The sequence below is a fragment of the Oceanobacillus longus genome (genome assembly GCF_042650085.1).
GTDB lineage: Bacteria > Bacillota > Bacilli > Bacillales > Amphibacillaceae > Oceanobacillus > Oceanobacillus longus.
The window spans coordinates 86,422-110,675 of sequence record NZ_JBHSAO010000002.1 but is presented as its reverse complement, the minus strand read 5'-3'; the positions used below and the strand labels follow the sequence as shown (position 1 = coordinate 110,675).

At 37.9% G+C, this 24,254-nt stretch carries 25 protein-coding genes; 14 read left to right on the top strand and 11 right to left on the bottom strand.

The window, feature by feature from the left end; genetic code table 11:
• The first annotated feature begins 608 nt into the window (after positions 1 to 608).
• The 6 genes from ACFOUV_RS05930 to ACFOUV_RS05905 all read left to right on the top strand — a co-directional run bounded on the left by ACFOUV_RS05930 (position 609) and on the right by ACFOUV_RS05905 (position 7,693).
• On the top strand, positions 609 to 1,490 hold the full coding sequence (locus ACFOUV_RS05930; RefSeq protein ID WP_379495866.1) for an AAA family ATPase: 882 nt from the start codon (positions 609 to 611) through the stop codon (positions 1,488 to 1,490).
• A gap of 99 nt (positions 1,491 to 1,589) precedes the next feature.
• Positions 1,590 to 3,503, top strand: a complete 1,914-nt coding sequence (locus ACFOUV_RS05925; RefSeq protein ID WP_379495865.1) for a vWA domain-containing protein — start codon at positions 1,590 to 1,592, stop codon at positions 3,501 to 3,503.
• 133 nt (positions 3,504 to 3,636) lie between these two features.
• The gene (locus ACFOUV_RS05920) at positions 3,637 to 3,957 is read left to right on the top strand and encodes a hypothetical protein (protein ID WP_379495864.1); all 321 of its coding nucleotides are present in this window, start codon (positions 3,637 to 3,639) and stop codon (positions 3,955 to 3,957) included.
• Positions 3,958 to 4,149: 192 nt separating this feature from the next.
• Positions 4,150 to 4,899, top strand: coding sequence for a DeoR/GlpR family DNA-binding transcription regulator (locus ACFOUV_RS05915; protein WP_379495863.1), 750 nt, complete (start codon positions 4,150 to 4,152; stop codon positions 4,897 to 4,899).
• Positions 4,896 to 5,807, top strand: a complete 912-nt coding sequence (pfkB, locus tag ACFOUV_RS05910) for a 1-phosphofructokinase (protein WP_379495862.1) — start codon at positions 4,896 to 4,898, stop codon at positions 5,805 to 5,807. The genes ACFOUV_RS05915 and pfkB overlap by 4 nt, the downstream gene beginning before the upstream one ends.
• 29 nt (positions 5,808 to 5,836) lie before the next feature.
• Positions 5,837 to 7,693 (top strand): PTS fructose transporter subunit IIABC, encoded by a 1,857-nt coding sequence (locus ACFOUV_RS05905; RefSeq protein ID WP_379495861.1) that lies wholly within the window; start codon positions 5,837 to 5,839, stop codon positions 7,691 to 7,693.
• 55 nt (positions 7,694 to 7,748) lie between these two features.
• On the opposite strand, the gene ACFOUV_RS05900 is transcribed toward ACFOUV_RS05905, so the two are convergent.
• Positions 7,749 to 7,955: a DUF2187 family protein gene (locus ACFOUV_RS05900; RefSeq protein WP_379495860.1), complete on the bottom strand. Its 207-nt coding sequence runs from the start codon at positions 7,953 to 7,955 to the stop codon at positions 7,749 to 7,751.
• A gap of 293 nt (positions 7,956 to 8,248) precedes the next feature.
• Between ACFOUV_RS05900 and ACFOUV_RS05895 the strand changes: the two genes are divergently transcribed.
• The 4 genes from ACFOUV_RS05895 to ACFOUV_RS05880 all read left to right on the top strand — a co-directional run bounded on the left by ACFOUV_RS05895 (position 8,249) and on the right by ACFOUV_RS05880 (position 12,158).
• Complete coding sequence (locus ACFOUV_RS05895; RefSeq protein WP_379495859.1) at positions 8,249 to 8,629, top strand: SLAP domain-containing protein; 381 nt, start codon at positions 8,249 to 8,251, stop codon at positions 8,627 to 8,629.
• Positions 8,630 to 8,742: 113 nt separating this feature from the next.
• A complete protein-coding gene (gene selD / locus ACFOUV_RS05890) occupies positions 8,743 to 9,792 on the top strand; it encodes a selenide, water dikinase SelD (RefSeq protein ID WP_379495858.1) in 1,050 nt (349 codons plus the stop codon).
• 29 nt (positions 9,793 to 9,821) lie between these two features.
• Positions 9,822 to 10,865 (top strand): tRNA 2-selenouridine(34) synthase MnmH, encoded by a 1,044-nt coding sequence (gene mnmH, locus ACFOUV_RS05885; RefSeq protein ID WP_379495857.1) that lies wholly within the window; start codon positions 9,822 to 9,824, stop codon positions 10,863 to 10,865.
• A gap of 888 nt (positions 10,866 to 11,753) precedes the next feature.
• Complete coding sequence (locus tag ACFOUV_RS05880) at positions 11,754 to 12,158, top strand: DoxX family protein (RefSeq protein ID WP_379495856.1); 405 nt, start codon at positions 11,754 to 11,756, stop codon at positions 12,156 to 12,158.
• Between the two features lie 94 nt (positions 12,159 to 12,252).
• Here ACFOUV_RS05880 and ACFOUV_RS05875 read toward each other — a convergent pair whose 3' ends face one another.
• The gene (locus ACFOUV_RS05875; protein WP_379495855.1) at positions 12,253 to 13,038 is read right to left on the bottom strand and encodes an SDR family oxidoreductase; all 786 of its coding nucleotides are present in this window, start codon (positions 13,036 to 13,038) and stop codon (positions 12,253 to 12,255) included.
• Between the two features lie 140 nt (positions 13,039 to 13,178).
• On the opposite strand from ACFOUV_RS05875, the gene ACFOUV_RS05870 reads away from it, so the two are divergent.
• Entirely contained in the window at positions 13,179 to 13,937 is a 759-nt protein-coding gene (locus ACFOUV_RS05870; RefSeq protein WP_379495854.1) for a DUF2935 domain-containing protein, read from the top strand.
• Between the two features lie 187 nt (positions 13,938 to 14,124).
• Here the strand turns inward: ACFOUV_RS05870 and ACFOUV_RS05865 are convergent, their stop codons facing one another.
• Together ACFOUV_RS05865 and ACFOUV_RS05860 are read right to left on the bottom strand one after the other, a co-directional pair.
• Positions 14,125 to 14,256, bottom strand: a complete 132-nt coding sequence (locus ACFOUV_RS05865) for a hypothetical protein (protein WP_379495853.1) — start codon at positions 14,254 to 14,256, stop codon at positions 14,125 to 14,127.
• Positions 14,257 to 14,733: 477 nt separating this feature from the next.
• Positions 14,734 to 15,816: an LLM class flavin-dependent oxidoreductase gene (locus ACFOUV_RS05860; RefSeq protein WP_379495852.1), complete on the bottom strand. Its 1,083-nt coding sequence runs from the start codon at positions 15,814 to 15,816 to the stop codon at positions 14,734 to 14,736.
• 272 nt (positions 15,817 to 16,088) lie between these two features.
• Between ACFOUV_RS05860 and ACFOUV_RS05855 the strand changes: the two genes are divergently transcribed.
• The 3 genes from ACFOUV_RS05855 to ACFOUV_RS05845 all read left to right on the top strand — a co-directional run bounded on the left by ACFOUV_RS05855 (position 16,089) and on the right by ACFOUV_RS05845 (position 18,154).
• Positions 16,089 to 16,418: a winged helix-turn-helix transcriptional regulator gene (locus ACFOUV_RS05855; protein ID WP_379495851.1), complete on the top strand. Its 330-nt coding sequence runs from the start codon at positions 16,089 to 16,091 to the stop codon at positions 16,416 to 16,418.
• Between the two features lie 272 nt (positions 16,419 to 16,690).
• The gene (locus tag ACFOUV_RS05850; protein ID WP_379495850.1) at positions 16,691 to 17,440 is read left to right on the top strand and encodes an IclR family transcriptional regulator; all 750 of its coding nucleotides are present in this window, start codon (positions 16,691 to 16,693) and stop codon (positions 17,438 to 17,440) included.
• Positions 17,441 to 17,500: 60 nt separating this feature from the next.
• Positions 17,501 to 18,154 carry an oxidoreductase gene (locus ACFOUV_RS05845; RefSeq protein WP_379495869.1) on the top strand — a complete coding sequence of 218 codons (654 nt, stop codon included), beginning with the start codon at positions 17,501 to 17,503 and terminating at the stop codon, positions 18,152 to 18,154.
• 186 nt (positions 18,155 to 18,340) lie between these two features.
• Here ACFOUV_RS05845 and ACFOUV_RS05840 read toward each other — a convergent pair whose 3' ends face one another.
• From ACFOUV_RS05840 to ACFOUV_RS05810, 7 genes are all read right to left on the bottom strand, one after another.
• Positions 18,341 to 19,042, bottom strand: a complete 702-nt coding sequence (locus ACFOUV_RS05840) for an FAD-dependent oxidoreductase (RefSeq protein WP_379495849.1) — start codon at positions 19,040 to 19,042, stop codon at positions 18,341 to 18,343.
• Between the two features lie 95 nt (positions 19,043 to 19,137).
• Positions 19,138 to 19,509, bottom strand: a complete 372-nt coding sequence (locus ACFOUV_RS05835) for an iron chaperone (protein ID WP_379495848.1) — start codon at positions 19,507 to 19,509, stop codon at positions 19,138 to 19,140.
• 77 nt (positions 19,510 to 19,586) lie between these two features.
• Positions 19,587 to 19,979: an SRPBCC family protein gene (locus tag ACFOUV_RS05830; protein ID WP_379495847.1), complete on the bottom strand. Its 393-nt coding sequence runs from the start codon at positions 19,977 to 19,979 to the stop codon at positions 19,587 to 19,589.
• 2 nt (positions 19,980 to 19,981) lie between these two features.
• The gene (locus tag ACFOUV_RS05825) at positions 19,982 to 20,302 is read right to left on the bottom strand and encodes an ArsR/SmtB family transcription factor (protein ID WP_379495846.1); all 321 of its coding nucleotides are present in this window, start codon (positions 20,300 to 20,302) and stop codon (positions 19,982 to 19,984) included.
• A gap of 310 nt (positions 20,303 to 20,612) precedes the next feature.
• Positions 20,613 to 21,596 carry a tRNA dihydrouridine synthase gene (locus ACFOUV_RS05820; protein ID WP_379495868.1) on the bottom strand — a complete coding sequence of 328 codons (984 nt, stop codon included), beginning with the start codon at positions 21,594 to 21,596 and terminating at the stop codon, positions 20,613 to 20,615.
• Positions 21,597 to 21,790: 194 nt separating this feature from the next.
• The gene (gene rlmD, locus ACFOUV_RS05815; RefSeq protein ID WP_379495845.1) at positions 21,791 to 23,170 is read right to left on the bottom strand and encodes a 23S rRNA (uracil(1939)-C(5))-methyltransferase RlmD; all 1,380 of its coding nucleotides are present in this window, start codon (positions 23,168 to 23,170) and stop codon (positions 21,791 to 21,793) included.
• Between the two features lie 133 nt (positions 23,171 to 23,303).
• The gene (locus ACFOUV_RS05810) at positions 23,304 to 24,212 is read right to left on the bottom strand and encodes a diacylglycerol kinase (RefSeq protein ID WP_379495844.1); all 909 of its coding nucleotides are present in this window, start codon (positions 24,210 to 24,212) and stop codon (positions 23,304 to 23,306) included.
• Positions 24,213 to 24,254 lie beyond the last annotated feature (42 nt).

The window sequence follows — 24,254 nt, the reverse complement described above, 5'->3', positions numbered from 1 at the left end:
ATCTTACCGAGGGGCTCTATTTTTTTCAAACCTTAAATTTAGCGTTCTACAGGAATGCTACGAAGTAACTCTAGGTTTATTTCCAGGATTTGTGCTTATCCCGCCGTCCGGGATCGCTCTGGGCGGATGCTTTCCGCGGGCACGGCCTCAGTCTCCTCGAGAAACCCACTCTGCGGGGTCTTCGGACAAGTGCTTTTCCCGCAGGAGTCACCGCCCGCCGCTCACCCGGACTGGTGAAGTTTTAGAATGCCATTTTAGCTCACTAGTATAGTAATTATTAGTAACCTTCTAACCAGCTCTGGGAAATACACGGAGACTTCTGCGGGAGGAAAGGCATAGGTGAGACTCTGAAATGCTTCAGCATGAAGAGGCTCACCAGCCGCCCGCGAAAAGCGCAGTGTATTTCCCAGAGCGATCGCCGAAGTTCCCTATTCTAGTTCGCATTTCATCTCAACTCTGCACTGATTAAAAGGCTATAAACAGTGCTAAAGTGTGGGCATTAGTAATCTAATCTTATCAATCCCCTATACGATTCGCAATCGTATTTATCCGGAATTTTTGTTTTTGTAGCGAATCAAAGCTACAATAGTTATGGAAGGAGTTTTATCATGAACAGCAATTACAATTTACCTGAAAATATAAACGAACTATTGAATAATAAGAAAAGAAAAAATGATGAGAATTTCCAAGAGTTGATCAGACAAGATGGTTATGTTCCTCCTGATATGGACTTACTAATTGATGCCATTTCTGCTCTTTCCATGGGGAAGAATGTTTTATTAAAAGGCCCAACAGGTGCAGGGAAAACGAAATTCGCCGAAACTTTATCCTCCCTCTTCCATCAACCCATGTTCAGTGTGAACTGCTCCGTTGATCTGGATGCAGAAAGCTTACTTGGCTTTAAAACACTGTCCTATGAAAAGGAGAAACAAGTAATTGAATTCATTCCAGGACCCGTAATTAATGCAATGAATTATGGAGAGTTCTTATATATCGATGAAATAAACATGGCCAAACCAGAAACGCTCCCCCTAATTAACGGGGTATTGGACTACCGAAGAACGATTACGAATCCATTTACGAATGAAATTATCACAGCCAAAGATGGCTTCGGGGTGATTGCAGCGATAAATGAGGGATACATCGGTACCGTTCCACTAAACGAGGCTTTGAAAAACCGCTTCATCGTTATTGATGTTCCTTATATTGAAGGTGAACAACTAAAAAAACTGATTCAGACAAACACAAGTCTGGCAGATGAAGTGACAACCGATTTATTTGTTAAATTATCCAAAGATCTCATTACTGCAGTTCATCAAGGAAAGTTATCTGAAGAAGCTGCTTCCATCCGTGCTTTACTGGATGCTTGTGATTTGAGCGGAATCATTCCACCCAAAAGGGCAATCCTTCGCTCTATTGTTGATAAATTGGATGAAGACCGTGAACGCGAATTTGTACTAAATCTGACAGATACTTTATTTGCAGTTTAGAAAGTATAAATACTTTCTAAACTGTATAAGCTCGGGCTAAGGTTGTCACTTAAAACCTTAGTGACAACCAAGTTTTCTAATAGACAAGGAGAATATTTCATGTATCGTTTCCATGATTCAAAGGTAGATACAGATCTTTTTATGCAACTACAGGATTTGACTACTGTCCTATCCGGTAATCCGGATATGGATTTTGAACATAATTACGGATCCTTTATTGATCTGATTGACTCTAAAGTTACAGCAAGTAGATTCTGGGATAAATCAAAAGGTGAAATTAGAGAAACAGGACTTAAAACAGATGTTCTCTTACGAACGATTGGTACCTTACGTTTTTCCAGCGTACCTGCAATGAAAACATATTTGGATAACACGATGGAAAGCGGAATACCTAAATTTTCCGCCCAATTATTTACACTACTTGAAGATATCCGACTTGAAGAAATAGTGAAAAAAGAGCGTCCAGGGACAAAAAAAGGCTTTACAGTTCGCAAAAATTACCTAAAGCATTATTTCGAAAAACAACTGACTGCAAATGTTACCCGAGGGTTTGCGACAGATGAAATCTTTTGCCTTCTCTATTTATTAATACAGTCAGATAATCCAGACCCTGTTTTTCCGAGAGCAAATGAGAAACAACTTCATCAACTCGATGATTTAAAACCGCTCATCTATTCCGTCTTTGAAGCCAAAAGCACTGGAGATATTACAGAGATAGCGACACAAATTATTTTCCGAGTCAGCGAGCATTATCAGGATTCCATTAATGAATATTTCATCTTTCCAATCAGCCATATGGAGAGTTATACAAAAAATACGTTATTTGACGAACTTACAAGAACAGACGAACTAGTCAATAATGATCAGGAAGATATCGATGAGGAAAACAGCGAATACTTCGATGAGGAATTTTCCACCTGGCATCGTGAGAATAAAAATGGTGACCAAAAGCAAAACTTCATGCAATTTGAATTGGAACAAGGTACTAAAACAAGCATGATGGGTGGCGGTGCTCGCGAAACAGAAGATGCCGACCAAGCTATGGCTTCCATCCAGGGTGCTTCCGGAGAAAGTAAAGAAAAGGATTATTCCGAAATGGAAGCATTGGATAAAAAGGAAGAATCCAATGCAACACAAGATAATGAGAATGTTTTTGGGGAAGCGAACAAAGAAGCAGTACATTTAATCAAGTTAGCAGACAATCCCTCCAGGGAAGACGAGCAATTATGTCAGGAGTATGTAAAAGCGATTGAAGCTTACCAACGAAAACTTGCTAATACAATCAAAAAGACAATTGAGCATAAAAAAAATGCACCACGAAAAGATTTATTGGTTGGACGGCTATCCAAAAAGTTATTACCGATTGTGATTGATGAAACTCCAAGAGTATTTTATAAAAAGAATCATGAATCAAAAGAATTCGATGCTGTCTTCACCTTACTTATAGATTGCTCTGCATCGATGGCAAGTAAAATGGAAGAAACAAAAAGAGGAGTTATTTTATTTCATGAAGTCCTCAAACAATTAGATATCCCCCACTCCATTATTGGATTCTGGGAAGATGCAAATGAAGTGAGAGAAAACTACCAACCAAATTACTCTCACATGATCCATTCCTTTTCTGATTCTCTTTATCAAAACAACGGTCCAAAAATTATGCAACTCGAAGCCCAGGAAGATAATCGGGATGGGTTTAGCATACGAGTTATTACGCAAGAAATGGAAGCAAGGCGTGAAAAGAATAAGTTCCTGTTAGTATTTTCAGATGGGGAGCCCGCAGCATCAAACTATGATCAGAATGGAATTGTTGACACACATCTGGCAGTATCTGAGGCTAGAAAAAAAGGCATCGATGTCATCGGAATGTTTTTAGCAGACGGGGAGATTGGTGAAAGAGAAGAAGATATCATGAAAAATATATACGGCAAAGAACATATTATGGTTCCAACTGTTTCTGAACTACCAGAGCATTTTACACCACTGTTAAAAAAATTATTATTAAAAGCAATTTAAGAACGATTAACTCTCTTCCTGAATCTGCTGTTATTTTTGATTTCCCACCAGAACCAGTTGCCAATAACCTAACTTTTTGTGTTTATATTCGATTCAATAATATTACTAATTAATAGGAATGGGGCAATTTTCAATGACATTAGAAAATGATTATTTTAAAGACTCTATTCGAACACTTTCCAAAGTAAAAGGTGTCCCACCCAGAAAAACTAGATTCACCAAAAATGATAACTTTATAACCATAAGTATAAAAAATGAATCTGAAAATGGAATAGATATAAACTGCTTTAAAGTCATTGACATAATCTATAGTTTAATTGGTCCTGCAAAAACTAAATTTAGCCAAACCATTTTCACTTTTCCCAACACTGAAAGAATAGATAAGATAAATATTTCTTTTGAAGAAAATGATTATAAAACTTTAATAAACACATTGTTTAACAAAAACACTTAATTATCTATAGAAAAAAGGCTATGCGTAAATAAAACGCATAGTCTTTTTCCTCTTCCAGCTTCTAAATTCAGATTAAACATTAACCTCAAGCTTTAATTTTACCTGAATCCCGTTTCAATTGAAGAAATCGCTTCCCTTTTGATTGATTATGAACGTTTTTGCTGTTATTATACTGATTATAGGAGGATACTTATGTTAACGGAAGAAAGGCATTCCTTTATTATAAAGCGACTAAATGAAAGCGGTATTGTAAAATCTCATGAACTTATGACCGAACTTAATTGTTCAGAATCTACAATTCGAAGAGATCTCGCGCAACTGGAGAATAACGGGATACTCACACGTATCCATGGCGGCGCCAAACGAAATTATCAATTGGATGAAGAACTATCTTATACCACAAAAACGTTCAAAAACGTTCAAGAAAAAGATAAAATTGGTATTTTTGCTGCATCCTTGATTGAAAAAAATGATGTGATTTACTTGGATGCTGGTACAACAACCCTGGCTATGATTGATTATTTAAATACGGACACTATAACAGTAGTAACAAATGGGATACTTCACGCCTCCCTACTTGCTGATAAAAATATAAACACGATTCAACTTGGTGGAAAGGTAAAAAATTCCACAAAGGCTATTATTGGTGCATCAAGTCTAAATGAATTAAAGAATTTTCGTTTTACAAAAGCCTTTTTAGGAATCAACGGAATTGACATCGCCTATGGATGTACAACTCCAGATCCTGAGGAAGCTGCACTAAAGACGCTTGCCCACCACCAATCAGCAGTAACCTATGTACTTGCAGATAAAAGTAAATGGGACAAAGTCAGCTTTGCAAAGGTATGCGATTTAGAAGAAGTGACGATACTAACGGATTCAAGTGAACAAAATTTGAAATCGTATTACGATAAAACAACGATATTGGAGGCCACGAAATGATTTATACCATTACCCTAAATCCTTCCATTGACTATGTAGTTCCTGTAAAGGAGTTAACTATTGGTAAATTAAATTATATGGAGAACGATTTGAAATTACCAGGCGGAAAAGGTATTAACGTCTCTCGTATATTAAAGGAAATCAATGTGGAAACAACCGCTTTAGGATTTATAGGTGGATTCACAGGTGATTTTATTTCAGATTGGCTCGAAAAGGATCGTGTCAAAACAGACTTCATTCCTATTGAAGGAGACACAAGAATTAACATCAAACTTAAATCAGATGCAGAAACAGAAATTAATGGGCAAGGGCCAGTGATTACAAATGCCGAAGCATATCAATTATTAACACAAATGGAATCTGCTGAAAGTACAGATACCTTTATCTTATCCGGCAGTAAACCACCATCATTACCAGCTAATTATTACAGCAAAATGATAGAAGGCATTACCGGAAAAGAAGCAGAATTTGTCATTGATACAACTGGTGAAGCATTGAAAAAAGCATTGCCCTATAAACCATTACTTGTAAAACCAAATCAGCATGAGCTGGAGCAATTATTTAATGTACAACTTTACACCACAGAAGATATTAGCCATTACGGTAAAAAGTTACTAGAAGCAGGTGCCAAGCATGTAATTGTCTCGCTTGCGGGAGATGGCGCTTTGCTAATTACCAAGGACGGAATCTATAAGGGAATCAATCCAAAAGGACTGGTTAAAAACTCTGTCGGTGCTGGTGATTCCATGATTGCTGGATTTGTCGGTGACTATTTAGTGAGTCATGATCCAGTCAAAGCTTTTAAAATGGGAATTGCCTCTGGCAGCGCCACAGCTTTTTCCAATGACTTAGCTAAGAAAGAAGAAATCTTATCACTGCTACCTCAGGTGGAAGTCACCAGTATCTAACATAATAAGCTTAGAAAGGACGGATAAACTTGAAAATTACTGATTTATTAAGTAAAGATATAATGATTATGGACATGCAGGCAACAGAAAAAGAAGCTGCAATTAATGAAATGATTAATAGCTTGAACAAACATCGGATTGTAAGTGATGCAAAGCTATTTAAAGAAGCCATTTTAAATCGTGAAGCACAATCCTCCACGGGCCTTGGTGACGGGATTGCTATGCCACATGCAAAAACAAAGGCAGTTAATAAACCGACCGTACTTTTTGCGAAGAGCAATAAAGGGGTTGATTATGATTCACTTGATGGTCAACCAACCTATTTATTTTTCATGATTGCTGTTCCCGAAGGTGCTAATGATACCCATTTACAAACGTTGGCTGCACTATCCAGAATGTTAATTGATAGTAAGTTTGTTAATCAACTCAAACTAGCAAAAACACCTGATGAAGTGCATGCACTTTTCAACCAATCAGAAGATGAAGAAGAAACACCTGTCGAATCAGCGGATTCATCTGGTGAGAAACCATTTATCGTTGCTGTAACTGCCTGCCCTACCGGTATTGCACATACCTATATGGCTGAAGATTCCCTAAAGAAAAAAGCAGCGGAATTAAATGTTGATATCCGTGTCGAAACAAACGGATCAGATGGAGCTAAAAACCGTTTAACAGATGATGAAATTAGGAGAGCTGACACGGTTATTATTGCTGCCAGTAAAAAAGTAGAGATGGCGCGTTTTGATGGAAAACGTATCTTGGAAAGACCGGTAAGTGACGGAATTAAAAAAACAGAAGAATTGATTACAAAGGCAATTAATCAGGACGCTCCAATCTATCACGCTGAATATAATCAAGAAAGCACGAACGAGGAAGATAAACCAAAATCTATTTGGAATACGATTTATAATGACCTTATGAATGGTATCTCACATATGCTTCCATTTGTCATCGGTGGTGGAATCTTACTGGCTATATCATTTCTATTTGAAAGTTTACTTGGAAGTGATAGTGAAATTTTCCTTTTCCTCAATGAACTTGGTGGCAATGCATTCAACTTTCTAATTCCAATCTTTGCTGGGTTCATTGCGATGAGCATTGCAGACCGCCCAGGTTTAATGCCAGGTATGGTCGGTGGTTTAATTGCAGTAAATAGCGATGCAGGATTTATCGGTGGTTTAGTTGCTGGTTTCTTAGCGGGGTATGTCATTATCCTTTTAAAGAGACTATTACGCGGATTACCAAAGTCTCTTGATGGGTTAAAGCCAATTCTTCTTTACCCAGTATTGGGATTATTCATCACAGGTATTCTAATGTTCTTCCTATTTGGTCCTATCTTTGCTGGATTAAATACTGCAATGGTGGACTTCTTGCAAGGACTTGGAACAGGTAATGCAGTTATCCTTGGCGTTCTACTGGGCGGCATGATGGCAATTGATATGGGCGGACCTTTTAATAAAGCAGCATATGCATTTTCAATCGGCATATTCACAGACACCGGTGATGGTAGCCTAATGGCAGCAGTTATGGCTGGTGGTATGGTTCCACCTTTGGCTATCGCTTTAGCTTCCACTCTATTTAAAAATAAATTTAGCGAGGGCGAGCGCAAATCCGGTGTTACCAACTATGTTATGGGACTTTCATTCATCACAGAAGGTGCCATTCCATTTGCTGCAGCTGATCCACTTCGAGTTATTGGTTCTTCTGTAATTGGGGCAGCAATTGCCGGCGGTTTGACACAATTCTGGAGTAGTGCCATTCCCGCTCCACATGGTGGAATTTTCGTCATTCCATTAGCAGAGAATCCAATATTCTTCCTCCTTTCACTTGTAATAGGTACAGTAGTAGCTGCAATTGTATTAGGCATTTGGAGAAAACCAGCTTAACAAAAAGAACAGCATTTCTACAATAAAGTAGAAATGCTGTTCTTTCGTTTTTACATTATTTTTTATAATTTTTATGATTAACAACTGTCTTGAGTGGTTCACCTGTTATCGGATGTGAACCTATCTTAATAATCACGGAGTTTTCCCTCACCGTTATAACTTCGCCGTTCTTGCCTTTTTGCTCACCCTTAACTACTTGAATCTTATCTCCCACGTTCGCTTGCTTTATCGCTTTCTGTCCTTCTACTTTTTCTTCTTCCATTTTAATTCCTCCTAGCCACGTGATGTTCTTATGCTGATGAAGATTTCAAATTACATATTATCCTTCCACTACGAACAATTCCTGATTCATCCTCTCCTAATGTTAACATAAATTCACAAATTTCTCTTAACATATACTAAAAAAATTTTAATGCAAACGCTATTATATCAACGATTTATCTCGAAAAAGCTTTATATTTTCTATGTGCATGAAAAAATAAACAAATTCACGTTACAATGGTAAGAAGGAACTTAATAAAAAATGAAGACAATAAGTAAAAAGAGCGGTGCAGCATGCAAAAACTTACATTTGAGACGTCGTGGGATAAGGCACTTCCAAGCAAAGATCGCGAACGAATCGTGCATATCTTTAAGGAAACACGTTCTCAACATTATCCTACTATTAAGCTTACCCCATTATGGCAGGCAACTAACCATCGCGGGGAATTATTAATCACTGTTTTGGTTCATAACTTCAGTGGAGACATAGTTAAATTTAACAATACTAAATTACGTTATATCGAAAAAAACAAAGTGATTGCAGAACATGCTTTTTCGATTCCACCCTTATCGATTCCACCAGAAACAAGTATGCCATGGGCCTTTATATTTCCTGTTGAAGCTTTGAATGGTCAAGCAAGTTTTGTAAATGGAAATTTGGAATTCGCTGATTAGCATGTGGATTCCCTTGGAATATTTTCAATTAAAACAGACAGTCCGCAAACCGACATCCATTGTTTTGAAAGTGCTATAATAATGATAGTACAGAGAAGAAAGGTTGGTTTAAATTGACAGATTCAACGAATATAAAGCTCACTTCACTATCATCCAAAGGTGGATGCGGATGTAAAATAGGTCCGGCCGATTTAGCGAAAGTGTTACGGGATTTACCACCAGCTTCTCCTAATTCGGATTTACTTGTTGGTTTGGATACGAGTGATGACGCCGGTGTCTATCGATTAAATGATGAATTGGCAATGGTACAAACCGTTGATTTCTTCACGCCAATCGTCGATGATCCGTACGCTTTCGGACAGGTTGCTGCTGCTAATGCTATCAGTGATGTTTACGCAATGGGTGGAAAGCCTTTAACTGCACTAAATATTGTTGCTTTTCCCATCTCCACATTGGATAAGCAAATTTTAACAGATATATTACGGGGTGCAGGCGATAAATTGAAAGAAGCTGGTATTACGCTTGTTGGTGGTCACTCCATTGATGATAATGAACCAAAATTCGGCCTTGCCGTAACTGGAATCGTTCACCCCGATAAAATTCGTACAAATGCCGGTGCCAAAGCCGGGGATAAACTCATCTTAACAAAGCCGATTGGTGTCGGTATTACAACAACTTCCATTAAACGCAATTTAGTAACAGAAGAAGAAATTGCTCGAGTAACGAATGTAATGTCAACTTTAAACAAAACAGCATCTGAAACAATGGAGTCCTATGATGTCCATGCGTGTACAGATGTTACTGGATTTGGTTTACTGGGACATGCATCAGAAATGGCAAAAGGCAGTAACACAGGCATCCGTATTTATAACGAACAAGTTCCAATGTTATCAAGGGTAAGAGAGCTTGCAGAAGCTGGCGCAGTCCCTGGTGGAACAAAAAATAATTTTGACCACCTAAAAAATGATGTTACGTTTCCGGAAACAATGGATCAGATCGATCAATGGATCTTATGTGACGCGGTTACATCTGGAGGACTATTGATTTCAGTTTCTGATAAAGAAGCTGATGATCTGCTTTTGAAATTACAACATGCCGGGGTTGAAGCTGCAATAATTGGGGAAGTAACCGAAGATCATCCCGGCCATATTAATGTATTATAAATGTTCTTATTCAGAAAGGCGGAAACTCCTTGTTCCAAGATATTTCTATAGATGATTTACTTTCATTAAAAGATACTGGAGATCTTACAATAATTGATGTACGTTCTCCCTCAGAGTTTAAAGATGCAACCATTCCCGGTAGTATCAATATCCCATTTTTTAATGACGAGGAAAGAGCAGAGGTTGGAACCATTTATAAGCAAGTAAATCCACAGGCTGCTAAAGACCGTGGGCTTGAAATCGTCTCAGCTAAGTTGCCAGCTTTTATTAAGGAATTTAAGGAAATAGAAGGAAAAAAAGCTGTCTTTTGCTGGCGAGGTGGAATGAGAAGCAGAACTTCCGCTACCGTGCTTTCATTAATGGGAATTAAAGCAGATCGGTTGGATGGCGGCTACCGAAGCTATCGGAACTGGGTAGTTGATCGGTTAGAGACGATACATTGGAAGCCAGATGCCCTTGTACTAAACGGTTATACCGGTTCAGGAAAAACAACGATATTACAACGTCTTCATGAAGCGAATTATCCGGTTATCGACTTTGAAGGGCATGCAAATCATCGTGGTTCCATTTTTGGACAAATTGGACTGGAACCCAATAATCAAAAGAAATTCGACTCCCTGCTTATGGAAGACATCAGGCGACTCCAGAACTCTCCTTATGTTTTACTTGAAGGTGAAAGTAGACGGATCGGCAAGGTGACACTTCCTGATTTTATGTTAGAGAAAAAAAATAAAGGCATTCAACTGATTATTGAACTTCCCATAGAAGAAAGAGTTATTAACATTCTTGACGACTATCAACCGTGGGAGCACGAGCAAGAATGTATGGAAGCTTTCACTAGAATTAGGAGAAGGATTCATACGCCAATTGCCAATCAAATCGAATTGGACTTAAAATCCGGAAACTATTCTCAAGCAGTGCGACTTCTGCTTGAATATTACTATGATCCTTTATATGATCATTCAGCAAACCAAATTCCTAATCATCAAAAAATGAGAATCAAAGCAAACAATGTTGATGAAGCAACGGAAACCTTACAAAACTATTTAAGGGAAAAAATAAGTATCAATTAAAAAGACCTATAGATAGAACACAGAAAAAGTGTTTTATCTGTAGGTTTTTAATTGTTTAATGACTCGTTTTTATTTAACAGCAATCCGGAAGAAGTCTCCTCCTTCAACTTTCGTACAAGTGAATGGATAAATTAGACTTGAAAGAATTAGGAGCGCTCGCGATACACTGCTAAGTTGACTTTGGATGAACTGTTTCCACTAAGCATTACGGATACATCGAGATTCCTAAGATTTTTATTACGTCGGATTTTATATAAACTCCGACGTAACTTTAGGTTATTTCCAGGATTTGTGCTTTTCCCGCCGTCTGGGACCGCTCTGGGCGGATGCTTTCCGCGGGCACGGCCTCAGCCTCCTCGAGAACCTCACTCTGCGGGGTCATCGGACACGTACTTTTCCCGCAGGAGTCACCGCCCGCCACTCACCCGGACTGGTGAAGCTATGTGATATGATTTATATTGCAGTTAATAATCTGTAAGCTTAAAACCAGCTCTGGGGAAATATACGAAGACTCCAGCGGGAGGAAAGGCATCGGTGAGACCCCTAAAGAAGAAGCACGAGGAGGGCTCACCAGCCGCCCGCGAACCGTAAGTATATTTCCCCAGAGTGGTCGCCGAAGTTACTCATCCTAGTTCGCATTTTATCTCAACTCTGCGATGATTAAAAAACAATAAATAGCCTTATTTCCACCAAGTTTAGCAAGGTGATTAGTAGAGAAATCCTAAGTTTCCCAGTTACCTATTTGAACCTATTTTATTGCTGATAAAGCTGAGTAATTTATATAAAGCCATAAAAATACAAACTTCACTCAATTAGTTACTTGACATAACAAAGTAATTATTATATAGTTACTTACATAAAATAACTTTTATATAGGAGGACACAATCATGACTAAAAGCGAAGTAGGTACAGTTATTTTACGTATCGTATTAGGGTTAACTTTTTTCATTCATGGATTAGACAAGTTCCAAGGAGGAATTAGCAACACTGTTGGATATTTTGATAGCCTTGGTATTCCAGGCTTCTTAGCATACGCGGTGGCATTGATCGAATTAATCGGTGGAATTGCAATAATACTTGGTATTGGGACAAAATTTGTTGCATTGTTGTTTGCTGTTGTTATGGTGGGCGCAATTTTCACAGCCAAATTACCTGCAGGATTTCTTGGCAATGGTCAAGGTGCTGGATATGAACTCGACCTTGCATTATTAGCTATCTCTATTTATCTTATATTGGCAGACCGCAATCCTTTATCTTTAGATCGCATCATTGCAAATAAAAAGAATTCCTAAAACAGTTATAAAAAATAATTGCATTAGATATAAGAAAAAGCACCTACTTCTGGTATGAATAAAACCAAAAGTAGGTGCTTTTACTATTTCTAGATTAAACTTCCAGATTCCAACGTTCCTTCTCTGTGTTTTTCAACTGTTCTTCCGTTTCCTCTGGATAAACGGTACGGAATTTATGATGATCGGCTGGGATGATTTCAATCATCTTCTGAATCATGTCTTCTGGATTAAACTGATCTTTCAATCCCTCTTGTTGTTTCAGCATATCTTCTTCCCGCGTAAAGTTCTTTTCTTCATCGAACCATTTCCAAATTTCCTCAGAGCTCCGATCATTGAACCCTGTATCAAATGCTCCGGGATTAATCGTCGCTACCTGGACCCCGAATTCTTCAAGTTCTGGTTTCATCGTTTGCGCTATTCCTTCTATCGCATGCTTTGTTGCAGTATATGGACCTACATATGGGGTTGCTGAAATACCGGCCATTGAACTTAGGAACACAATCTTTCCACTACCTTTTTTAACTAGTTTCCTTGCTGCAATCTGTACGGATTCTAACGTAGCAAAAACATTCACCTCAAAAAGCGCACGGAACCGATCCATTGGTACTTCTGCAAGTGGCCCTCCTTCATTTATTGCCGCATTCGCCACAAACACATCAAAATCGTATTCTTCAATCTGCGCCAAATCGCGCTTGTTTGTTATATCCAGTTTAAATACTTCGATATTCAGACCCTGTTCATGAACTTCCCGCAAGAGATCGGTTTTTTGAGAAGTGAGTTCGGTAGTCGCAATTACACGATGTCCTTTTTTGGCCAGACCGAGTGCAGAACCTCTTCCAAGACCGCTACCTGCACCAGTTATAAAAATTGTTTTCCCCATTTTATATACCTCCTAGCAAAGTACCTTGTCTTCCCCTTCTTTTCTTCCCGCTAGCTAATGATATAAAACAAATAAAAAATGAATAAAATCATCCCATGTTGAATAAAGTGGATACGAAGTAAAAAAGGAGATGGATATAGTTGGCAAAATATTTAAGGAGTGCTGTTTTTGAACATCAGTTTTGGATACAGGTACTTGGAGATCATTCTCTATTTATCCACGATTCACTTTATCCTTCCGAAAAAGAGGTTATCGCTAAAGCTGCATATTTTGTACAACAATTTGATCAACTACTTGAAGAGGTAAGTTCGCTTCATGAGTCAAATGCCATTTCTTTCTCAAACAAAGCGATAGAAGTTACCGAACAGCTAAGAGAATTTAAACTATCTATAATTAAACGTCATTTAACCGGACAATTCGGTATTCACCTAACACCTACTTTCTTAAATCATATGGTTAATGAATTAGAGGAGTACCAGCTTGTATTAAGCTACCTAGTAAATGGCCATGTCCCTCCGGTGTTTCATGAACTGCATCATCATTTAATCTGGCTATTGGATGCATCCGGTCATGCTGGAGCAATTAATGACCGGATGGATGCAGTGGAAAAAAGACTAAAGAAAAAGAGCCATACTTTCACCAAACATTTTGAACAATATTATTTAAAAGCTGTGGAATTAACTGGGTATTTACGTACAAATATCGATAAATTCCCTGCATTAAACAGGTTTAACAATGATGTAGAGATTGAAATGGGGTTATTTAAAACATTTTTAAATGAGTTGGAGGAAATGGAATTAAGTGCTGAAGTGTTAGGTACCTTTTCTGCTTCAATGGCTGACCATATGGCAAGGGAAGAACAGTATTATTTAACAAAGCTTGCAGAAGTTCAATCATAATTAATTCCCCTTCGATCTTCTACTAAAAGGAAACAGAAGGGGAATTTTGCTTATAATTGATTATTTAAGTTGTTGTTTGTCTGTTGCTGCGCGCTATTGTTACCTAGTGTATTTGTAAATTGTTGGTCACTTTGGTTGTTTGCCATGTTTTGTAAGGGCTGGGTTATTTGCTGAAATCCTGAGTTGTTCATTGTATTAGAAATTTGCCCAGGAAAAGTTGAAATGTTCCATTTTGTACACCTCTTGTAATTCCGTAGATTGCTGCACCAGTCGCAGCAGTTGTAAGCAATGCAGTCATCATATTTTGGCGATTTTTCATAGTATATAACCTCTCCTTCGCTTTTTAGGAACAGTATTAGCTTTTATAAATTATATAAAAATATACTGACGAAAAAGATCGTCTGATGATCATCATGTTTAAATCTTGATATCCCAACAAAAAATGCCCAATTCTTCAAGGTTCAGCTCAAATGGTCCATTTGGTTTGGCATAACAAAAGCGCAAGCGCCCGTTAAGGGACTACGGACTAGACTGAGCCGTAGGAGATAAAGGAAACACGCCGACCGGAGAGAGTCGATGTTGACTTATCGTACGGAGGTGAGGGAAGTCTCGCTAGTCCCTGGGCGTTGGAGCTGGTCGTGGCCGTTTATGTGTAAGAGTTAATTACTGCTAAAAAGATTTATACTTTCCTATCTTCTGAAAAAAAATCCCGCGTTTATATATAAACGCGAGATGATATTACATAGGAGAAACAATAATTATAGAGAATAGCTTATCTAAAAACTGTATCGTTACTCTAAACAAACGTTTCCTCTTTGTTCTGACCAATTGCTTTATTTAGCATTGGTATAACTTCAGTTGCTAGTAATTCTATATTTTTCTCTATCTTTTGAAATGGAATTCCACCAATATCAATTTGTGCTAGAAAACGTGTATGTCCATACAATTCATGTTGCCAGAGAATCTTCTCCACTACTTGTTCTGGACTTCCCACAAACAATGCTGTTTCAGGTCTAGCTACTTGTTCAAAATCCTCTCTTGACATCCTTGTCCTCATTCCACGTTGGCGATTGACATAATTCCAGTAATTAGCGTAATAGGGGTAAAACTCATCCTTTGCCTCTTCTGTTGTTTTTGCAAGGTATGTGTGTCCCGTAACACCAACATTTAATTTATCTGGTGAATGTCCAGCCTGCAAACCTGCCCTACGATATATATCAACGAGTGATTTAAATCTCATTGGATCACCACCCAATATGGCTAAGGCCATACCAAATCCCAATCTTCCTGCACGAGCAGCACTTTCAGGTGTCCCTCCAACTCCAATCCAAATTGGCAGTTGTTTTTGTATAGGTCGAGGAGAAATCTCTGCATCATTTAAAGGAGAACGAAACTTTCCATTCCAAGTAACAATTTCATTTTCATTCAGCTTTAAAAGCAAATCCATATGCTCACTAAAAAGCTCATTATAATCATCCGTACTGTATCCAAAAAGTGGGAAAGATTCGACGAAAGCCCCTCTGCCAGCTAGAATTTCCGCACGGCCATCTGAAATCAAATCTAATGTAGCAAAATCTTCATATAGTCGAACCGGGTCCAATGTGCTTAACACACTTGTAGTACTTGTTAACTTCATTCGCTTTGTTGCCCCGGCAATTGCAGATAAAACTACTGCAGGAGAGGAAACAGCATAATCTAACCGGTGATGCTCTCCCACCCCGAATATATCGAGGCCTGCGTCTTCAGCCAGTTTTGCAGCCCTAATGATTTCATCCATTCTTTGTTTCATACTTATCGTTTTTCCAGTTAAGGGATCTGGTCCTATATCTCCGAGTGTGTATATTCCTATTTCAATACCATTCTGTTTTGTTGTAGACAATGCTAATTCTCTCCTCTTAAATCGTTAATTCAATCCGATTACCTGACGGACGGATCATAAGTAATTTTTCTTCCTTCTTCTGCTGTTGCTGGTACACCTATTTTTTGCAAGTTAACGATTTTTTTGTTGATTGCTTCTTCACACCATATCAAATTTTTAGTTACTTTATGTAACTTATTTTATAATTATAATTAGTTATTGTAAAGTAATTAATTTATTTTTTATAATAAGTTAACTTTTTGTGGCAGACTAAAAATGAATGAGGTGAATAAATGATACAATCAACAATTTGTCCAAAGTTTGAAAAAGCTATCTCCTTACTAAGTCAAAGATGGATGGCATTAATTATTTATCAATTGTTACTAGGTACACAGCGTTTTAGTAAAATTCAATCAACTATTGGCATAAGTGGAAAAGTATTATCGGACCGATTAAAGGAATTGGAACATCTAGATATTGTGAAACGAGAAGTTATACCGGAAACACCAGTTCTTATTGAATACTCCTTAACAGAAAAAGGACATTCGATGGAACCAATCTTAAGAACAATCGAGAACTGGTCTCAGGATTGGGTGAAAGAATCCGAGTTATCTTCAGATTAGTTCAGGCAAACAAAAGAAGGGTTATCTTTCTAAGTCGTTTCCACTGACTTGGAGAAAGACCCTTTTACATCGTTCTTTCGTTTTTATTTCGGATATTGTTTATTGCATTTAATCTTGATGTAATGTACGGATGCCAATCCCCGGTACCTCGTTTAGACTCTTTTGTATAAACTTTAAATTCCCTCGATGAAGTTTCAAATAATGAAACTCCCTCGGATTATTTTGTATAAAAAATGCAAAATACCTATACTAGCAATTATTGAGGTGATCAAATGTCACAAAATCAAGTATCTACATTAAGAAAAGGACTTCTCGTATTGGAATCGGTAAAACAAAGCCAGGGGGTTACTTTAGCAGAAGTGATGAAGGAATTTCAATTAAGCAAGTCTACGGCATTCCGATTACTAACAACGCTAGAGGAAATGAATTACATCTATAAAATCAGAACGCAATATTTTTTTAACCCTAAAATGCTTAATGAAGGGTTGGAAAAGCGATCTATAAAGGATTGGGCATCTTTACATTCTATCTATCAAGTAGCTCAGAACCTACAAATGAGCACCTACTTAGGCAAAGTGGATGGTACTGACCTTGTCATGACACAGGTATTACACGCCCCTTTCCACCAATCAGCAGACGATGAAATCGGAAATCGCTCAAAACTGCATCTATCTGCTTTAGGGAAAGTAATCTTGGCCCATTTGAGTGAATATAACTTAGAGGCTTTACTCGATAAAATGTCACTGAAACGTGCCACAGAAAATACGTTCCAGGACTCCCAACTATTTCGTTATCATTTAAAGGCGATTCATCAAGACGGTTATGCTTTTGATGATGAGGAACGGAATGTCGGTATCCGTTGTGTAGCAGTACCGGTATTTCGCAATAAGAAAGTAATTGCTGCGTTGGCCATTGCAGCACCAGCTGAGCAAATTTCACGTAGCAATATTAAACATATTGCCACAAAACTAGATGTAGGAAGCAAAACAGTTACAAAAGAAATAGATACTTTAGATATTTGAAAGAAATTTAATTCAGGCGGAGGAATAACATGAAAAGCAACGACCAGCAATTATTTCGCAATCGAAGCTGGATTTGATGGTGTGGAACTACACGGTGCAACAGGTTACTTACTCCAACAATTCGTATCACCGCATTCTAATCTAAGAACAGATGAATTTAAAAATAGAAATTTATTTGCACTAAAATTAATTGATGAAGTGAAAAATGTGATTGGAAAACATGCAACAAAACCATTCTTAGTCGGTTATCGTTTTTCACCAGAAGAACCAGAAACACCAGGAATTACGATGAAGGAAGCTTTCACATTAATAGATGACTTGATTCGAGCAGATCTTGATTATCTTCATATTGCAACAACAAATGCTTGGGCAAAAGCCCGTCGAGGCATTGTGAGTGAAAAATCACGTACCGAATTAATTGCTGAATATGTCGGCGGGCGTGTCCCACTGATCGGTGTCGGCAGTATTCATACACCTGATGATGCAGCACAAGTTTTAGAAAAAGGAAAAACCGACTTTGTGGCACTCGGACGAGCCATTGTCGTTGACCCACATTGGGTTGAAAAAGCGAATGATGATAAAGAAGAAACAATCATTCAACACTTAACAAAAAACGATCAGCAAAAAGCGGTCATCCCAACACCATTGTGGAAATTAATTTTAGAGGTTAAAGGTTGGTTTCCAGTAAAAAATATAGAGGAAGAAATTATCTAACTTCTTTATGATTATAGAAAAAGCAGCATAATAGCTGCTTTTTTTGGTTGTTTTACTAACTTTGGAGGTTTATTTATTAAGATTAAGAGTGAACGTCTTTTTTACACATAATGAAAATAAACTGTTTTACTTATTAGTTCGAAAGCATATTGGATAATTCCAGGAATTTCTAGTATTCATTCTTATTTAATAGCCAATTAAGACATCTCTTTTAATATTCCGCTTTGGAATATCATTATTCTTTAGATAAGCATTAACAGAATCTACCATTGACTTCGGACCTGCAATATAATACTTACCATTGTATTGGTAAGTAAACTTATCTATCTCCTGATATAAGTCATCCCTTGAATCAAGATAAGTTACGCTTATTGAAGTATTTTCAGCAATTTCATCAAGCTCATCTTTATAAAGATACGACTTTTTGCTATCCATATAGAGTAGTTGTATTTGTTGCTTGTCTCTATTTCCTTCTGCTTCTAGTTGTTTTATTATCGACCGAAATGGTGTGATTCCTATTCCACCTGCAATCAAGAGCGAAGGACTGTTATCATTAAGATGAAAAGATCCTACTGGCCCACTCATACTTATGTTCTTTCCCTCTTTTAATTCTAACATCGCTTTCTTGAAATCACTTGGGTCAGCACTAATACCCATTGTTATTTTAACAATATTCTCTGTGGGAGCAGATGCCACACTAAATGGTCGGGTGGGATTTTTTATTTTTTTATTGGTAATAGTAAACAGACCATGTTGCCCTGCTTTCCATGTTAGATCCTTTTCTTTTTCAAATAGAAAGCTATATACACCTTCCGATTCTTTATAGCTCTCTAGAAATAATAATTCTTTCTTTTTAAATACGGATATCATATCTTGAAAAAAACTCATTACCTATCTCCTTTATTATCAGCTACTCATGCTTATCTAGAATGACTTAAATTCACTAGCATTTGTATTCTGCAGCTTTCAAATTTCTACCCTTTTTATTTTCGCCAAAAAGTTGAACAGTCTGCCTTATCCCAAATATTAAACTCAATCATTTTCTCAAGTAATGCGTAATCAACCGGACGATCCCATTTCATACGTACCAATTCCTTCGTATGGTCATAGCGAGCCTTTACAATTTCCTCTGCAAAGTGATTTATCCCCACTCTTTCAGGGGCAACAGCCAAATGATGTTTGGCAACACTAAAACCAATGATATATGTTCCGTGATCGGTAAACATAGGCTGATTCCACTTTATTTCCGGCACTAGATTGGGAAATTTCTCCACTACCCATGTTAACACTTCATCCGCTCTTTCCCGATGATGCGGGTTATCAATCTTAGCTAAAAACTCTGCAAATACTTCCATGTTTTCACTCCTAAAATTAAAAGTTCAACTAATTAGGGTTATTTGTATTATCACTTTTATAAAAAAGGGTTCAGAAGTTATTCCATTTCCCCTAATACTTTTTTAAGTTCATCAATCTTATACGCCCAACCATATTTTGCACCATTGAAAGCTTGACCTTCTTGTTCGAATCCAGTGTGTTCAAGATGCAAGTACGTTGTTTCAGCTTCTTGTTTTAACGTCCATGTGACTATCGTGTTTATCGGCCCACCTATCCATGTGTAAGATAACTTATGAGGCTTGTCCACTACCAACACTTTACTATCTACAACCAAATCTATTTCCTCATTCCAAAACTGACATTTATATCCTACAATTGGTTTGAAATTATTTTCCATTACCCACTGTGCAAGCGTATCTGAATTCGTTAAGGCATCCCATACCTTATTAATCGGACTCTTAAATTGAAAATCTAATGATAAATCGGCCATTATTATTCCTCCAATATATTCTTTAGTAATTTCGCTCTTTCATTCCAAAAATTCTCATAAAAGGATAACCAATCTTTAACTTCTTGTAAGGGAGCTGGATTTAATCGATACCTTGTTTCCCTACCTAATTTGCGGTTAGTTACTAAATCAGCTTCTTTGAGGATCGTCAAATGTTTAGAAATAGCAGTACGACCCATTTGAAATTGAGGAGTTATTTCGTGAAGAGGTAACTCTTCTGCAACTGCCAACAAACGTATTAATTTGCGTCTTGTTGGGTCTGCGATAGCTACAAAAACATCACGCTCTTGGTAAGTGTTGTTCAAAATCCTCCCCCCTTTTATGAATTAGACACTATTTGGTGTCCTTATTATATGACACCAAATAGTGTCTAGTCAATTTTTACTTTTGATATAGAACATATGGATTCAGAAAGAACAAATAAATAAAAGATTGGTTGAGGGAATATAGAACAAAAGAAAAAGACTGAACCCCTAGTATTGGATTCAGCCTGGTTTTGTATGATTTTTATACATTTCAATTCCATGGTGACACGCTTTATAAAATTCCTAGGAAAACCAACATTATGCTTGATAAACGGGTCTGAGTCGAAAATGTTTATTTTAACTCATACTTCTACTGTTCCCCTGCCACCTCTACATTCTCTCGCTCAAAGTTATCGAGCAATGCACGCACTTCATCTGTTGACTCTGTGCTCATCAATTGATTCCTTAACTCCCCCGCTCCTCGAATTCCACGGACATATATCTTGAAAAAGCGACGAAGAGGCTTGATCGGACGGGCTTCTACTTTTGAATATTTATCAAAGAAATCCAGATGCAACCTTAAGAGATCAAGCAATTCCTTACTACTATGCTCTTTCGGCTCCTTTTCAAAGGCAAATGGATTTTTAAAAATACCACGCCCAATCATAACCCCATCAACACCGTACCTGCGAGCAAGCTTCAAGCCAGTTTGACGGTCAGGGATATCCCCATTGATCGTCAAAAGTGTATTTGGTGCTATCTCATCACGAAGTTTCTTAATCTCCGGGATTAGTTCCCAATGCGCATCTACTTTGCTCATTTCCTTTTTAGTGCGCAGATGAATGGAAAGATTAGCAATATCTTGTTTCAATATGTGTGTTAGCCAATCGTGCCATTCGTCTACATTCGTGTAACCAAGTCTTGTTTTTACACTTACGGGCAATCCTCCCGCTTTCGCTGCTTGTATTAGCTCTGCTGCAACTTCTGGACGACGTATCAGGCCACATCCTTTCCCTTTCCCTGCCACATTAGGTACAGGACAGCCCATATTGATATCTACACCTCGAAACCCAAGTTCTGCCATACCAATACTCATCTGCCGAAAGTGTTCAGGCTGATCCCCCCATATGTGGGCTACAATTGGTTGTTCATCCTCTGTAAAAGTCAAACGCCCACGCACACTTTCTTTCCCCTCTGGGTGACAATAACTCACCGTGTTGGTAAACTCTGTAAAAAACACGTCAGGTCTGCCCGCTTCACTCACTACATGACGAAAAACGACATCCGTGACATCTTCCATTGGTGCTAATATAAAAAACGGTCGTGGTAAATCACGCCAAAAATTATCTACCATCTTCAAATTCAAATCCTCTCATCATGGGATACCACACTCGCTGTACTCCCGAAATAAATTATTCCGTAAATCTCTATCTCAAACCCTCATCTCACCAAGAGTTCGTGCATAAAAAGACCCCACATTCGCAAATGTTTATTTTAACGAAAACAGGGTCGACTAGCAACTGTTATTTTAATTAGCGCGATTTTATTTTAGTTAGACACACGCTTTTCCAACCACGTTACCGCTTCAACATGCGGGGTCTGGGGAAACATGTCAACTGGCTGTACTTCTTTCGTCTCATAGCCACTGTCTTCTAGAATTCTGAGATCTCTTGCCAATGTCGATGGGTTACAAGAAACATATACAATTCGATTCGGTTGCATATCAATCATTGCCTGTAGGAAGTCCACTTCGCAGCCTTTTCGTGGAGGATCGACGACAATAACATCTGGTTTGATTCCTTTTTCTTTCCACCTAGGCATCACTTTCTCAGCTTCACCCACATGGAATTCCGCATTGGTAATGCCATTTAATTGTGCATTCATCTTCGCATCGTTAATTGCTTCGGGCACAACTTCAATTCCATATACTTTTTTTGCTTTTTGTGCCAGGAATAGTGAAATAGTTCCGATTCCACAATAGGCATCAATAACTACATCATCACTTCCAATTTTGGCATATTCCAAAGCCTTATCATATAGCGTTTTCGTTTGAACAGGATTTACTTGATAGAAGGACTTAGCTGAGATGGCAAATTTAATATCACCGATTTTGTCATAAATATATTCTTCTCCCCAAAGTACTTTTGTCTTATCCCCCAAAATAACACTCGTACGCTTCTCATTTACATTTTGGATTATCGATCTAATTTGCGGGAATTTTTCAGTTAGTTCTTGAATTAAAACATCTTTATTCGGAAGCTTGTCCGTTCTCGTGACAAGGACAACCATTGCTTCATTTGTGGCATGGCCTGTTCGTACCATAATGTGTCTTAATTCCCCATTATGTTTTTCCTCATTATAAGCCTTAACTCCGATACGATTTGCGATTTGTCGTGTTACATTTATAATTTCATTTATAAGCTCATCCTGAATAGTGCATGTATCCATATTTTCAAGGATTCGATGGCTGCGCTTTTGATAAAAACCAGTGATAAGTTCACCATTCTTCTCTCCTACTGGAATTTGAACTTTATTCCGGTAATGAAATGGATTCTCCATTCCGATAATTGTGTGGATTGGAACATGATCAAGATGCGCTACTTTTTTCATCACATTTTTCACTTGATTTTGTTTCATTTCAAGCTGCAGCTTATAGCTCATATGTTGGAGTTGACAACCTCCACAGTGTACATGACATGTAGCTGTAACACGGTCTGGGCTTTCGTTCTTAAGTTCAAGCAACTTTCCAAAGCCAAAATTTTTATTGGCTTTAACAACTTTTACGATAGCTTCTTCTCCTGGTAACACATTCGGGACAAACAACGGGTAACCGTCTATTTTCCCTACACCATTCCCCTCATGGGTTAAGTCCTCAAAAGTAAGGGTAATCGTATCATTTTTATTAACCGGAGTTGTATGTTTCGCCATTTATATCTTCCTTTTACGTGCAATTTTTGTGATTTAATCTTACCATATTTTCTGCAGAGATTTCATTTATAACCCAATATTCAAGAATCGGATTTATTTATACTGACAAAACAAAAGGAAGACCTCAAAAACTTCAGTCTTCCTGATTCTCAATGAATTCTTCTGGCACGCAGAAGTTAATATGCTGCTGCAGGTTTATAAATTCACCTGGTAGCATTCCGCCATATTCTCCATCGATATTCAATTGCATTTTTTCATCTGTGTGTACTTTAATATGTTTCGCCTGCTTATAGATGATGTTCTTGCTTTTCAAATGTTCGCCCCTTACGGCAAGCGTCGCAATTTGGATAAACTCTGCTAGGTTTGTTTTGCGCAAAATTAGCAAGTCAAAATAGCCGTCATTCATCTTCGCATCTGGAGCGAGTTTTTCAAATCCACCTACGGAATTGGAGTTAGAAACGAGAAAAAGCATTATATCTTCTTCCAGTATTTCACCATCGTATTCAATTTTAACGTTGGAAGGTTTCAAAGAAGGAAGCATTTCGATACCTCTTATATAATAAGCCAACTGTCCAAGTACTGTCTTTAGTTTACTCGGCACATCATAGGTTAATTCCGTTAATTTCCCGCCCCCGGCAATATTGATGAAGTAATGTTCATTCACTTTACCAATGTCGAGCAACATTGATTTTCCAGATAAGATAACATCGACAGCTTTATGAATATCCCTGGGAATATGCAATGCTCTGGCAAAATCATTGGTTGTTCCAGCAGGAATGATTCCAAGCTTCGGTCGATGCTCCTGTTCGGCAAGTCCATGAATCACTTCATTTATCGTTCCATCTCCACCAGCAGCTACAACTAAGTCATAGCCACGTTCTACGGCTGTTCTTGCTGCTTTAATTGCGTCACCTTCACTGGTTGTTGCATGTGTCGATGTCTCATATCCGGCAAGTTCAAAATTTTCCAGAATGGTAGGCAGTAATTTCTTCACTGCTTCCCGCCCAGATGTTGGGTTATATATAATTCGAGCCTTTTCCATTTTATTTCCTCCCCCAAATACGTTAGCGATATAGGGCTTCTT

Coding starts and splice junctions, on each gene's coding strand:
- ACFOUV_RS05930 (WP_379495866.1), top strand. CDS start 609: ATGAACAGCAATTACAATTTACCTGAAAATATAAACGAACTATTGAAT.
- ACFOUV_RS05925 (WP_379495865.1), top strand. CDS start 1,590: ATGTATCGTTTCCATGATTCAAAGGTAGATACAGATCTTTTTATGCAA.
- ACFOUV_RS05920 (WP_379495864.1), top strand. CDS start 3,637: ATGACATTAGAAAATGATTATTTTAAAGACTCTATTCGAACACTTTCC.
- ACFOUV_RS05915 (WP_379495863.1), top strand. CDS start 4,150: ATGTTAACGGAAGAAAGGCATTCCTTTATTATAAAGCGACTAAATGAA.
- pfkB (WP_379495862.1), top strand. CDS start 4,896: ATGATTTATACCATTACCCTAAATCCTTCCATTGACTATGTAGTTCCT.
- ACFOUV_RS05900 (WP_379495860.1), bottom strand. CDS start 7,955: ATGGAAGAAGAAAAAGTAGAAGGACAGAAAGCGATAAAGCAAGCGAAC.
- ACFOUV_RS05895 (WP_379495859.1), top strand. CDS start 8,249: ATGCAAAAACTTACATTTGAGACGTCGTGGGATAAGGCACTTCCAAGC.
- ACFOUV_RS05880 (WP_379495856.1), top strand. CDS start 11,754: ATGACTAAAAGCGAAGTAGGTACAGTTATTTTACGTATCGTATTAGGG.
- ACFOUV_RS05875 (WP_379495855.1), bottom strand. CDS start 13,038: ATGGGGAAAACAATTTTTATAACTGGTGCAGGTAGCGGTCTTGGAAGA.
- ACFOUV_RS05865 (WP_379495853.1), bottom strand. CDS start 14,256: ATGAAAAATCGCCAAAATATGATGACTGCATTGCTTACAACTGCTGCG.
- ACFOUV_RS05855 (WP_379495851.1), top strand. CDS start 16,089: ATGATACAATCAACAATTTGTCCAAAGTTTGAAAAAGCTATCTCCTTA.
- ACFOUV_RS05850 (WP_379495850.1), top strand. CDS start 16,691: ATGTCACAAAATCAAGTATCTACATTAAGAAAAGGACTTCTCGTATTG.
- ACFOUV_RS05840 (WP_379495849.1), bottom strand. CDS start 19,042: ATGAGTTTTTTTCAAGATATGATATCCGTATTTAAAAAGAAAGAATTA.
- ACFOUV_RS05835 (WP_379495848.1), bottom strand. CDS start 19,509: ATGGAAGTATTTGCAGAGTTTTTAGCTAAGATTGATAACCCGCATCAT.
- ACFOUV_RS05830 (WP_379495847.1), bottom strand. CDS start 19,979: ATGGCCGATTTATCATTAGATTTTCAATTTAAGAGTCCGATTAATAAG.
- ACFOUV_RS05820 (WP_379495868.1), bottom strand. CDS start 21,596: ATGGTAGATAATTTTTGGCGTGATTTACCACGACCGTTTTTTATATTA.
- rlmD (WP_379495845.1), bottom strand. CDS start 23,170: ATGGCGAAACATACAACTCCGGTTAATAAAAATGATACGATTACCCTT.
- ACFOUV_RS05810 (WP_379495844.1), bottom strand. CDS start 24,212: ATGGAAAAGGCTCGAATTATATATAACCCAACATCTGGGCGGGAAGCA.